We start from the raw sequence: 11,559 nt of genomic DNA, 5'->3' as shown, positions 1-11,559 counted from the left end.
TCATTCCGAGCCAGACCCAACCCCAACGCCGGTCTGGAGATTCCCCAAGTCGAGGCCGCTTGTAGCCAATTTCGCCGACGCCGCAAACGGCCGAAAGCGTCGTGATTTCAATTTCATTCCAAGACGTTGCTCAACAGCAACGCCACAAAAAAGCCTCCATCAGGATGCCGCCATCCGCAGGATGTCGTTGTAGGTCGCAAACACCATCAACATCAGCACCAGGCCGAGCCCGATTCGGAACCCCATCTCCTGAGTCCGCTCCGACAGGGGCCGGCCGCGGGCCACTTCGGCCGCATAGAACATAAGGTGACCGCCATCGAGCAGCGGGATCGGGAATAGGTTCAACAGGCCGATCGACACCGACAGCACTGCGCACAAATTGATCACGAACTGGAACCCGGCGCTGGCCGCCTGCCCCGACATCTTCGCGATTCCCAGGACGCCGCTGACCTCGTTGGGATTGCCCTGACCAACGAACAGCGCTCCCAGGAACTTGAATGTGCTGGTGATGATGAACCAGACCTGCTCGACGCCGATCTTGAGCGCCTCGCCGACGCCGACCGGCGCGGTCGAGGCCTCGCCGGCCTGGGCCTTGTGCTCGATGCCGAGCACACCGAGCCGGTGGCTGTTGCCGAACGGATCCTTGCGCTCGAGCAGCGCCGGGGTGGCCGTCAGCGAGACGATGCTACCGTCCCGCTTCACCTGGAAGGCAAGCGCCGAACCGGCATTCATCGCAACGATTCGCTGCATGTCCGCAAAGCTCTCGATCGGCTTGCCGTCGATCTGAACAACGACGTCCCCGACCTTGAAGCCGGCCGCGGCCGCAGCGCCGTCGGCGACGACGCCGTCAACGCGCGCGATCGTGCTCGGCTTGCCGTAGTACAGCGCCATGCCCGCGAAGATCAGCGCACCCAGAATGAAATTGGCGATCGGGCCGGCCGCGACGATGGCGGCGCGCGGGCCGACTTTCTTGTGGTGGAAGCTGCCGGCGCGCTCCTCGGTCGTCATGGCCTCGAGCGTCTGGGCCGACGGGGTCGATGCCTCGCTCTCGTCGCCGAAGAACTTGACGTAGCCGCCGAGCGGAATGGCCGAGATCTTCCAGCGGGTGCCGTGGCGGTCATTGAAACCGACCAGCTCGGGTCCGAAACCGAGCGAGAAAGTTAACACGCGAACGCCCGCCCAGCGCGCGACCAGAAAGTGGCCGAGCTCGTGAAAGAACACGACGATTGTCAGGACGAACAGGAAGGGAATGGCGTAGCCCAGGACCCCATGGCTCAACGTATTGAAACTATGAGCAAAAAAATCGATCATCGAATTCCCTCATCCAGCGCCGCAAGGCCCTGGCCGCGAACCATCTAGGATGCCTTTAAGGCAATTTGAGGCAATAGGGCGGCAGCCCTATTTCGAGCAACATGGTCAACAGAGATTGCATCGTCGGCGGAGGTCAGAGGCGCCGGGTTCCCGCCGCGGATCCAGTCGTCCAGTGTCGCCTCCACCAGCCGGGCAATCGCGCCGAACCGGATCTTGCCGGCGATGAACGCGGCGACGGCAACCTCGTTGGCCGCGTTATAGACGGTGGTCGCCCCCTTCCCCGTCCGGAGCGAATCGTAAGCCAGCCGAAGTCCGGGGAAGCGCTCGAAATCGGGGGCCTCGAAGGTCAGCTGGCCGATCTTGGCGAGATCCAGCTTGGCCGCCGGCCCCTTGATGCGATCGGGCCAGCCGAGGCAGTGCGCGATCGGGGTGCGCATGTCGGGCGCACCGAGCTGGGCCACCACCGAGCAGTCGGAAAACTCGACCATGCCGTGGATGATCGACTGCGGATGAACGAGAACATCGATCTCGTCGGGCGTGAGCGCGAACAGATAGGACGCCTCGATCACCTCGAGTCCCTTGTTCATCATCGAGGCGGAATCGATCGTGATCTTCTGGCCCATGCTCCAGTTCGGATGCTTCAGGGCCTGTGCGAGGGTCGCCTGCTCGATATCCGCCGGCTTCCAGGTGCGGAACGGACCGCCCGAGGCCGTGATGATGACGCGGACGAGCTCGTCGCGATTGCCTGAAGCGAGCGCCTGGAACAGCGCGTTGTGCTCGGAATCGGCCGGCAGGATGCAGGCTCCCGCCTTGGCCGCGCGCTGCATGAAGAAATCACCGGCGCAGACCAGACATTCCTTGTTGGCGAGCGCCACATGCGCGCCGCGATCGACCGCAGCCAGTGCCGGCTTCAATCCGGCGGCGCCGCTCACGGCCGCCATGACCCAATCGGCCGGACGCGCGCCCGCCTCGATCACCGCGCTTTCGCCGGCACCGCATTCCGTGCTCGTTCCCGCCAGTGCGGACTTGAGCTCGGCGAGCTTGGAGGTGTCGGCGATAGCGACGTAACGCGCGGAAAATTCCTTCGCAAGCTTTGCCAGCGCTTCGACGTTGCCGTTCGCCGTCAGCGCCTCGACGCGGTAGCGCTCTGGCGAGGCGCGCAGCAGATCCATCGTGCTGTCGCCGATCGAGCCGGTGGCGCCGAGAACCGTGACGCTGCGGACGGACGACGCAGCAAGCCTGTTATTACGCAATGGGACCGCGCTCATATCCTCACCAAACCATAAGACCGCTTCCGGCGCTATGCACACCATGGCGGAGAAAGCCGATAATCCATGCCGCCAGGATGGCGGCGACAAAGCCGTCCAGACGGTCCATAAGCCCGCCATGGCCGGGAATTAAGTGACTGGAATCCTTGACACCGAAGCGCCGCTTCACGGCGGATTCGAACAGATCGCCCAGCGCCGACACCACCGAGAGGATGGCGCTGACGAGGAGCAATGGCGCCATCTTTCCGAGCCCGCAAGCGGCGAAGCCGACCGCAACCAGGAGGCTCGCGCCAAAGCCGCCGAGAGCGCCCGCCCAGGTCTTCTTGGGGCTCACGCGCGGCCAGAGCTTCGGTCCACCGATGCTGCGGCCGGCGAAATAGCCGCCGATATCGGTCGCCCACACCACGAGCAGCACGAACATCAATGCGGAGAAACCGTTGGCGAGATCCTTCCGCAGCAGGATCGAGGCGAGCAGCGCCGCCGCTGCATAAGCAAATCCGGTCGCCGCCCAAATGAACTTGCCGCGCGCGATCAGCGTCACGACCGCGCCGCCGACGAGGCCGACGATGAGGGAGGTCTTGAGCCCGCCAAAAGCGACAGCGGCCCCCATCATCGCGATGACCACCGTCCCTGCCCCGGTCAGCGCGGCCGATCCCGCGCCCACCACCATCAGCCATTCTGCGAACAGTCCGATCGAGACCAAAGTGACGAGCAGCGCCCACAGCCAGCCGCCGGCATAAGCGATCGCAACGGTCAGCGGCGCCAGCACCAGCGCTGCGAGGACCCGCATCACGAGATTGCTTGGGGCAGGCTTGGCGCCCGCCGGTGCGGAATCTTGTTCGCTCACGAGGCGGTCTTTGCGACCAGACCGCCGAAGCGGCGCTCGCGCCTGGCGTATTCGGCGATCGCGCTTTCCAGCGCCGCCTTGTCGAAATCGGGCCAGTGGATCGGCACGAACACGAGCTCGCTATAGGCGGCCTGCCACATCAGGAAATTGGACAGGCGCTGCTCGCCGCTGGTGCGGATGATGAGATCGGGATCCGGAATATCGGGCGCATCGAGATGCGCCCCGAGCGTCTCGGCGTCGATCGTATCAGGATCGCGCTTCCCTTCCGCGACCTCACGGGCGAGCTTCTGCGCCGCCTTCGCGATCTCGTGCCGCGAGCCGTAATTGAAGGCGACGACGAGCGTGAGGCGCGTGTTGTCGCGTGTCAGCTCTTCGGCCTCGTTCAAAAGCGCGCAGATGTCGCTCTCCAGCCCTTCGCGCTCGCCGATGATGCGGACCTTGACGCCGTCACGATGCAGGCTCGCCAGGTCGTTGCGGATGAAGCGGCGGAGCAGACCGAAGAGATCGCCGATCTCGCTCGCCGGGCGCGACCAGTTCTCCGAAGAGAAGGAGAAGATGGTGAGATAGCGGATGCCGAGCTCGTGCGAGGCACGCACGACGCGGCGCAGAGCCTCGACACCGCGGCGATGCCCCTCCGCACGCGGCAGACCGCGCGCGGCCGCCCAACGCCCGTTGCCATCCATGATGATGGCGACATGTGCGGGCGCCTCGGACCGATCGGGTCCTTCCGTTGCGGGCGCGGCGGCGTTGGACATGAAGGCGGCCTTAAACGGTGAGGATTTCTTTTTCCTTGGCGGCCAGCAGCTGGTCGATTTCGGCGATAGTGCCGTCGGTCGCCTTCTGCACCTCGTCGGCGTGGCGCTTCTGGTCGTCCTCCGACATCTCGTGATTCTTCTCGAGCTTCTTGAGGACGTCGAGACCGTCGCGGCGGACGTGGCGCGCGGCGACCTTTGCGGCTTCCGCATATTTGTGCGCGACCTTCACCAGCTCCTTGCGTCGCTCCTCGTTGAGCTCGGGGATGCGCAGACGCAGCACCTGGCCCTCGGTCGCGGGCGACAGGCCGAGATTGGAATCGACGATCGCCTTCTCCACCGCCTTGACCATCGACTTGTCCCAGACCTGCACAGAGATCAGGCGCGGCTCCGGCACGCTGACGGTGGCGAGCTGATTCAGCGGCATGTGAGTGCCGTAAGCGTCGACCTGCACCGGATCGAGCATCGAGGCGGAGGCGCGCCCCGTCCGCAGACCGCCGAGTTCGTGTTTGAGGGACTGGACGGCGCCCTGCATGCGGCGCTTCACTTCGTTGAGGTCGAAATTACCCGTGGGCATCACGTTTCTCCTTCAAAATCCCGGCGACCGCTCGGCACCCTTCCCGAAGGGCGCGCCCGTGAGCCGTCAGCCGGCGACGATGGTTCCGTGGCCGCCGCCACGCAGAATCGCGCCGATCGACCCCGGCTCCGCGATCGAGAATACGATGATAGGCAGCGACGTCTCGCGGGCAAGCGCGAAGGCGGTCGCATCCATCACCTTGTAGCCGCCCTCGATCGCCTGCGAATGGCTCAGCCGGTCGAACCGCGTCGCGGACGGATCCTTCTTCGGATCCGCCGAGTAGACGCCGTCGACATTGGTCGCCTTCAGCACCGCCTGAGCGCCGATCTCGGCGGCGCGCAGCACGGCGGTCGTATCGGTGGTGAAGAACGGATTGCCGGTGCCGCCGCCAAGCAGAACGATGCGGCCCTCGGCGAGATATTTGTGCGCCGCAGTACGGGTGAACAGCTCGGAAATCTCGGGCATGACGAAGGCCGACAGCGTGCGCGCCGGCGTGCCCTTGCGCTCGATCGCCGCTTCCAGCGCGAGGCAGTTCATCATGGTGGCGAGCATGCCCATGGTGTCGCCGGTCGGGCGCGACACGCCGCGGGCCGAGACCTCGACGCCGCGCACGATATTGCCGCCGCCGATCACGACCGCAACCTCGGTGCCGAGCTTGCGAGCCGCGATCAGATCGTCCGCAACCCGGTCGACGGTCGGCTGATCGATGCCAAACCCTTGCTGTCCCGCGAGATATTCGCCGGACAGCTTGATCACGACGCGACGATAGACCGGATCAGTCATGAGCACTTTCCTTGTCCGGGCGCCGCTTCCGGCGGCACGCCGGAAGGAACGTTCCGGCGCTTACTTCTTGCCGCTGGCCGCGGCGACCTCTGCTGCGAAGTCGCTTTCCTGCTTCTCGATTCCCTCACCGAGAGCATAGCGCACAAAGCCCGCGATCTTCACAGCGCCGCCGACCTTGCCCTCGGCCTCCTTCACCGCCTGCGCCACCGACTTGCCGGTGTCGTGGATGAAGGCCTGCTCGAGCAGACAGACTTCCTTGTAGTAGGTCTTGAGGCCGGACTCGACGATCTTCTCGATCACGTTCTCCGGCTTGCCCTGCTGGCGATACTTGTCGGCGAGCACGTCCTTCTCGCGCTTGACGACCGCCGGGTCGAGGCCGGACGGATCGAGCGCCAGCGGGTTGGCGGCGGCGACGTGCATCGCGATCTGGCGGCCGAGGGCCGCGAGCTCGTCGGCCTTGCCGGCCGATTCCAGCGCCACGATCACGCCCATCTTGCCGGCGCCGTCGATGACGGCACCGTGGACGTAATGGGCCACGACGCCCTGGCTCACCTCGAGCGAAGCTGCGCGGCGCAGCGTCATGTTCTCGCCGATGGTGGCGATCGCATCATTGATCGCGGCTTCGACCGTGACCTCACCGACCTTGGCGGCCTTGATCTTCTCGACATCGGCGCCGACGTCGAATGCGACCTGGGCGATCATCTTGACCAGGCCCTGGAACTGACCATTGCGCGCGACGAAATCGGTCTCGGAGTTGACCTCGACCACGACGCCCTTGGTGCCCTTGGTGAGCGCGCCGATCAGACCCTCGGCCGCGACGCGGCCCGACTTCTTGGCGGCCTTGGACAAACCCTTCTTGCGCAGCCAATCCTGCGCCGCTTCCATGTTACCGTCGTTCTCGGTCAGCGCGGCCTTGCAGTCCATCATGCCTGCGCCGGTCGACTCGCGCAGGTCCTTGACCATCGCAGCTGTGATCGTTGCCATCGTTGAAAATCCTTTGTGCCTGCCGGTTCGCCGCGGCGCGGCCTGATCGCCTCGCCGCGGTCCATCTCAGGGATTCGCGTCAACTGAAACGGTGGCCGGATCCTATCCGGCCAATCCATCGCTCTTTTTGACTATTCCGCTTCCGCGGTCAGCGCCTTGGCCTTGGCCACCCAGGCATCCGCACGGCTGGGCAGACCGACTTCTTCGCCGATCTTGTGCGCGGTGTCGTGATCGAGCTCGGCGAGCTGCCAGTAATGGAAGATGCCGAGGTCGTTGAACTTCTTCTCGATCGTACCCGACACGCCCGGGAGCTTCTTGAGGTCGTCGGCGGTGCCGCGGGGACCCGCAAGGCCCTGGAAGCCGCTCGACGAAGCGGCCGGCAGCTCCTCGGCGATCGGCTTGGCCGAAGCACCGATGTCGATGCCCGAATCGCCCTGGGCGCGCGAGATGCCGTCGATCGCCGCGCGCGCGATCAGGTCGCAATAGAGCGCGATCGCGCGGCCGGCGTCGTCATTGCCCGGCACCACGTAGGTGATGCCCTTGGGGTCCGAATTGGTGTCGACGATCGCGGCGACCGGGATGTTGAGGCGCTGGGCCTCCTGGATCGCGATGTCTTCCTTGTTGGTGTCGATCACGAAGATCAGGTCAGGCAGACCGCCCATGTCCTTGATGCCGCCGAGCGAGCGGTCGAGCTTGTCGCGCTCGCGCTGAAGCGTCAGGCGTTCCTTCTTGGTGTAGGAGCTGGCATCGCCGCCGGCCAGCACGTCGTCGAGGTGACGCAGGCGCTTGATCGAGGCCGAGATGGTCTTCCAGTTGGTCAGCGTGCCGCCGAGCCAGCGCGAATTGACGAAATACTGCGCGCAGCGCTTGGCAGCGTCCGCGACGCCATCCTGCGCCTGGCGCTTGGTGCCGACGAACAGGATACGGCCGCCCTTGGCGACGGTGTCGCTGACCGCCTGCAATGCCGTGTGCAGCATCGGCACGGTCTGCGCGAGGTCGACGATGTGGATGTTGTTGCGAGCACCGAAAATGAAGGGGGCCATTTTCGGATTCCAGCGGTGAGACTGGTGACCAAAGTGCACGCCAGCTTCGAGCAGCTGACGCATAGTGAAATCGGGTAGTGCCATCGTTCTAATTCTCCGGTTGGTTCCTCCGGAAACGTGTGAGCAAGACGGAGCGTCCTCGCCCCGGTTGCCACCGGACGGCCTTGCGAGCCATGTTTCCGTGTGAGATGGCGCGCTATATAGCGCCATTTCGGCCAGAAGCAAGGAAATAACGGCCGATCCGGGCGCCTGAAAGCCTCGGTCGCTTCCCGGCGCCCGATGGCTGGCACCGATGGCCTAGCGCCCATCGCCTAACACCTATCGCCTAACACCTGGGCTGGCCGGGCGGGCAACCCCTTGGTGCCGGTCCGGCCGGTCGCGCTGGCTGTGGCGGCGGTGCTGCCATACGCGGCGGTGCGGCGGCCATGGGAGGCGGAGCCGGCCGTGCCACGGGAGGTGGCGGCGGCGCAGGCCGCGCCATCGGCGGCGGCGGTGGTGGCGCCGGCCGCGCCATTGGAGGCGGCGGTGCGGGCCGGGCCATAGGCGGCGGGGCTGCAGGTCGCGCCGCTACGGGCGGAGGCGCTGCACGCGGCGGCGGAGGTGGTGCGACGCGTGGCGGCGGCGTCGGTCTGGCCAGAGCTTGCGGAGGCGCTGCGGGCGAGGCGGGCCTGGCCGCCTGCGGTGGCGGAGCGGGCCGGTGATCCTGAATCCTGGAAGGCTCCCGCGCTGCTACGGGCGGCGGTGGAGGCGTCGCCGGCCTGACCGGCGTCGGGATCGCCGGTCTACCGGCCGTGCTCGGGGACGGCAAAACGCCCGGCTGGGCGCCGCCCGGCCGGCCGCGGGGATCAGTCGCGGATGGCGGCGATGCACCGGGCCTGGGCAGCCCAGCGGATGGCGCCGGCGCACCTCCCGGGACCGGCTGGTTAGGCGCCGGAGTTGTTGCAGCGTTTGGCTGCGCCGGGGGGATCGTGCCGGCGGGCGGCGTGGTCGTCGCAACGGGCTTGCCCTGCGACGGTGCAGCGCCGGGCCCGCCCCCTGGCCTTGCCGGAGGCGGCGGCCCCCCCGGGGTGCCGGGCGTCGGCAACGTATTAGCCTGCGGCAGCTTATCGGCCTGCGGCAGCTTGGCAGGTGCCGGTGCTTGCGGGGTCACGGCAGCATTGCCGGCCGGGGCCGTGGCGGTCGGGCTCGGTGTACCGCCGGGCGTGACAGCGCCGGGCGCCGCCCCTGCCCCGGCCGGTGGCGCGCCAGGAATGCTTGGCGCCGGCAAGGTATTGGCCTGCGGCGGCTTGGCTCCGACCGGCGGCTGCGCAATTGCGGCGGGAGCGACATTGGCCGGCCCCGGTGCCGCGATACCGGGCCTTGCCGTCGGCTGAATGGTCGAGCTCGGCGGCATCGGCGCTTTGCCCTGCTGGATCAGGGTAGCGCGCTGGACGACGGCCTGCGGCACCGCCGGACCCGCCGGGTTGGCGCGGCCGGCGACGGCCGGCGCCAGATTGCCGAGCGCGGGCCCCGCGCCCGTCGGCGGAGGCGGCGGGCGATTGATCACGGTGTTGATGACCGTGGTGTTGTGGATGTTCTGGTAGATGATGTTGTTCGGCGGCGGCGCGACATACACCGGCGGCCTGACGAACACAGGGATCGGCACGAACACTGGCTGCGGCAGCACGAACAGGCCGATCACGGGCAGCGGCGGCGACAGCACGACGAAATCCGGCGGCGGCGGCGGCAGATAATAGACCGGCGGCGGCGGTGGCGGCGCGAAGCCGAAATCAGGATCGCCGAAATACAGCACGGGGCGATCGACATAGAAGACCTCCTCCGCCGGCGGTGGCGGCACGTCGTAATCGATCATCGCGAAGGTTGGCGGGGGCTCGGGCGGCGCGGTGAGGATCGCCAGGCGCCGACGCGCATCCGCCGCATGGGGCCCGCGCGGATAGCGGCGCAGATACGACCAATAGGCCTCCGGCGTGTCGGTGCGGTAGGTCCGCCGCCACGTGATCGCCTCGCGGCGCGCCGCCGCGATCGCCCTGACGCGCTTGGCGAGCGGATCACCGGGATAGGCCGCGAGGAATTCCTCATAGGCCGGCAGCGTGTCGCGCTCGAGCGCGGCGGCATAGGCATCCTGCACGCCGAGATCGCGGATCGGCTTACTCCGGATCGCGGCGACCTGGTCGTTCGCGGCCTCCGGCGGCGCGTCCGGCCCACGTTCGAAGAACGAAAACGGGGCCGTGATCTTCTGCTCGTTCCAGGGCACTTGCGCGCCCTTGCTGGCCTCGTTGACGCGCAGGCGGACGCGATCGAATACCTCGGCCAACGGCAGGCCGCCGGTGCGGATCATCTCCGCCAGCGACTGGGCGTAGATGCCGTAGGGCCCCGCCTCCTCCGGCGCCGCCGTGCCGGGCGCGGCGTTGAAGGCGATCAGCATGTTCGCGTCGGGTTCGACCAGCGCCAGCCCGCTGGCGATCGGCTGGCCACCCTCGATGAAGGGCTGCGCTCGGGCGGCGTCGAGCACGACGATGTTGGCCTTGAGCGGGATGGCGGCGAGCTGGCGCGCGTAGTCGCTGATGCGCAGGGCCTCGGTCGGGATGTCGGTGTCGCGGGTGATGTTGGAATCGACCGGGATGAAATAGTTCTCGCCGGCAAGCTGCACGCCGTAGCCGGCCAGATAGACCATCGCGACCGTGCCAGGTCCGGACGCCTGCGCCTTTTGGACGAAATCGCGAAAGCTCTTGCGCAGCGTGTCGCCGTCGAGATCGCGCGCGCCGACCACGTCGAAGCCCGCCGCCTGCAGCGTCTGGGCGATCAGGCCGGCATCGTTCGCGGTCGTCGCCAGCGGCGACTTGGCGTAGGCGCCGTTGCCGACCACGAGCGCGATGCGCTTCTCCTGGTGCTGGGCGCGTACTGGTCCCGGCGCGCCGGCGGCAACGATCACGATCGGCAGGAAAAGGCAGATAAAGATCCTGAGCGTCGCACGCATGGTTTACTTGCCCATTATTCCAGTTGAGGTGCCACCGCGCATGAGGCGCTCGGCCGCCTGAACGGCGGTTGAACGAAAGGCGCGGATTGAGGCGTTGGCGTGGCCACGCCGCGACCGGCGTCGGCCCGAGGTCAGCCTTGTGCCACCCTCAAGCCAGCCTCGGCGCAGCCTGGAAACTGCGCGAGGCTCCTTCAAGTCCCGCCCTGGCGGCCGCCCTTCAACGGCAGAGGCGCGGCCGCCTGGCTCCGGTAGCCCGGGAGTCGGGCTCAGCTCTGGGCAAGCAACTCGACGGTCCCGGTGCTCAAACGATAGATGCCGCCGAGCACCTTGAGCTTGCCCTGCTCGACCGCTGCGTTGAGGATCGGGGCGGCCGACTTCAGTTTGGCGACGTTGTCGAGGACGTTCTGACGAATGGCGTTGTCGAGCGCGTTCCCGCTCTGCTGGGCCGCCGCCTTCACCGACGGCGCGATCGCGGAAACCAGCGTCGGGATGTGCCCCGGCAGCGGCTTGTCGTCCTTCAGCGACTTGATCGTCGCGTCGACGGCGCCGCAATTGTCATGGCCGAGCACCAGGATCAGGGGCGTGCCGAGCACGGCGACGGTGTACTCCATGCTCGCAACGGTCTCATCGCCGGCAAAGTTTCCGGCGACGCGGCACACGAACAGATCACCGCGTCCGCTGTCGAAGGCATATTCTGGCGCGATACGCGAATCGGCGCAGCTCAACACGGCCGCGTACGGATTCTGACCGCCGACCAGTGCCTCGCGCTCGTGCTTGAAATCGTGCCGGCGCGACACACCCGACACATAGCGCGAATTGCCCTCCATCAACCGCTTGAGCGCCGCATCGGGCGACAGCACGTTCTGGGGCTTCGGCGGCGCCTTCGCCTCCTTGGCCGATGCGCCCCCGCCAAAGGCCGCTGCGCCCAGCGCCGAGGCGGCAAGAAGCATCATCGAGCGCCGGGACGTCGCCAGCGATTGATCCAGATTTTCAGAGCATTTGTCACACATGATTCGT

10 protein-coding genes are annotated in these 11,559 nt (G+C 66.9%); all 10 read right to left on the bottom strand.

From position 1 onward, the window contains the following. Positions 1 to 159: 159 nt before the first annotated feature. The 10 genes from rseP to RX330_RS18325 all read right to left on the bottom strand — a co-directional run bounded on the left by rseP (position 160) and on the right by RX330_RS18325 (position 11,552). Positions 160 to 1,311 carry an RIP metalloprotease RseP gene (gene rseP, locus RX330_RS18370; protein ID WP_212090074.1) on the bottom strand — a complete coding sequence of 384 codons (1,152 nt, stop codon included), beginning with the start codon at positions 1,309 to 1,311 and terminating at the stop codon, positions 160 to 162. Positions 1,312 to 1,355: 44 nt separating this feature from the next. After that, the gene (gene dxr / locus RX330_RS18365) at positions 1,356 to 2,579 is read right to left on the bottom strand and encodes a 1-deoxy-D-xylulose-5-phosphate reductoisomerase (RefSeq protein ID WP_317239342.1); all 1,224 of its coding nucleotides are present in this window, start codon (positions 2,577 to 2,579) and stop codon (positions 1,356 to 1,358) included. 4 nt (positions 2,580 to 2,583) lie between these two features. Then, entirely contained in the window at positions 2,584 to 3,426 is an 843-nt protein-coding gene (locus RX330_RS18360) for a phosphatidate cytidylyltransferase (protein ID WP_317239341.1), read from the bottom strand. Next, entirely contained in the window at positions 3,423 to 4,181 is a 759-nt protein-coding gene (locus RX330_RS18355) for an isoprenyl transferase (RefSeq protein WP_212090064.1), read from the bottom strand. The genes RX330_RS18360 and RX330_RS18355 overlap by 4 nt, the downstream gene beginning before the upstream one ends. Before the next feature lie 10 nt (positions 4,182 to 4,191). Then, positions 4,192 to 4,755, bottom strand: coding sequence for a ribosome recycling factor (frr, locus tag RX330_RS18350; RefSeq protein ID WP_212090051.1), 564 nt, complete (start codon positions 4,753 to 4,755; stop codon positions 4,192 to 4,194). Between the two features lie 66 nt (positions 4,756 to 4,821). Continuing rightward, positions 4,822 to 5,538 (bottom strand): UMP kinase, encoded by a 717-nt coding sequence (pyrH, locus tag RX330_RS18345; protein WP_212090048.1) that lies wholly within the window; start codon positions 5,536 to 5,538, stop codon positions 4,822 to 4,824. 60 nt (positions 5,539 to 5,598) lie between these two features. After that, entirely contained in the window at positions 5,599 to 6,522 is a 924-nt protein-coding gene (gene tsf, locus RX330_RS18340; RefSeq protein WP_317239340.1) for a translation elongation factor Ts, read from the bottom strand. Between the two features lie 131 nt (positions 6,523 to 6,653). Then, positions 6,654 to 7,649 carry a 30S ribosomal protein S2 gene (locus tag RX330_RS18335; protein ID WP_212089996.1) on the bottom strand — a complete coding sequence of 332 codons (996 nt, stop codon included), beginning with the start codon at positions 7,647 to 7,649 and terminating at the stop codon, positions 6,654 to 6,656. A 241-nt stretch (positions 7,650 to 7,890) separates the two neighbouring features. Beyond that, positions 7,891 to 10,542, bottom strand: a complete 2,652-nt coding sequence (locus RX330_RS18330; RefSeq protein WP_317239339.1) for a caspase domain-containing protein — start codon at positions 10,540 to 10,542, stop codon at positions 7,891 to 7,893. A gap of 266 nt (positions 10,543 to 10,808) precedes the next feature. Further along, entirely contained in the window at positions 10,809 to 11,552 is a 744-nt protein-coding gene (locus RX330_RS18325; protein ID WP_317239338.1) for a carbonic anhydrase, read from the bottom strand. Positions 11,553 to 11,559 lie beyond the last annotated feature (7 nt).

Origin of the sequence: Bradyrhizobium sp. NDS-1 (genome assembly GCF_032918005.1) — a bacterium.
GTDB classification, from domain to species: Bacteria; Pseudomonadota; Alphaproteobacteria; order Rhizobiales; family Xanthobacteraceae; genus Bradyrhizobium; species Bradyrhizobium tunisiense.
This window is presented reverse-complemented; position numbering and strand designations above follow the sequence as displayed.

Bases quoted from the DNA above. Each gene is read 5' to 3' on its own strand.
- RX330_RS18325 (WP_317239338.1), bottom strand. From the start codon at position 11,552: ATGTGTGACAAATGCTCTGAAAATCTGGATCAATCGCTGGCGACGTCC.
- frr (WP_212090051.1), bottom strand. From the start codon at position 4,755: ATGCCCACGGGTAATTTCGACCTCAACGAAGTGAAGCGCCGCATGCAG.
- rseP (WP_212090074.1), bottom strand. From the start codon at position 1,311: ATGATCGATTTTTTTGCTCATAGTTTCAATACGTTGAGCCATGGGGTC.
- RX330_RS18330 (WP_317239339.1), bottom strand. From the start codon at position 10,542: ATGCGTGCGACGCTCAGGATCTTTATCTGCCTTTTCCTGCCGATCGTG.
- pyrH (WP_212090048.1), bottom strand. From the start codon at position 5,538: ATGACTGATCCGGTCTATCGTCGCGTCGTGATCAAGCTGTCCGGCGAA.
- tsf (WP_317239340.1), bottom strand. From the start codon at position 6,522: ATGGCAACGATCACAGCTGCGATGGTCAAGGACCTGCGCGAGTCGACC.
- dxr (WP_317239342.1), bottom strand. From the start codon at position 2,579: ATGAGCGCGGTCCCATTGCGTAATAACAGGCTTGCTGCGTCGTCCGTC.
- RX330_RS18355 (WP_212090064.1), bottom strand. From the start codon at position 4,181: ATGTCCAACGCCGCCGCGCCCGCAACGGAAGGACCCGATCGGTCCGAG.
- RX330_RS18335 (WP_212089996.1), bottom strand. From the start codon at position 7,649: ATGGCACTACCCGATTTCACTATGCGTCAGCTGCTCGAAGCTGGCGTG.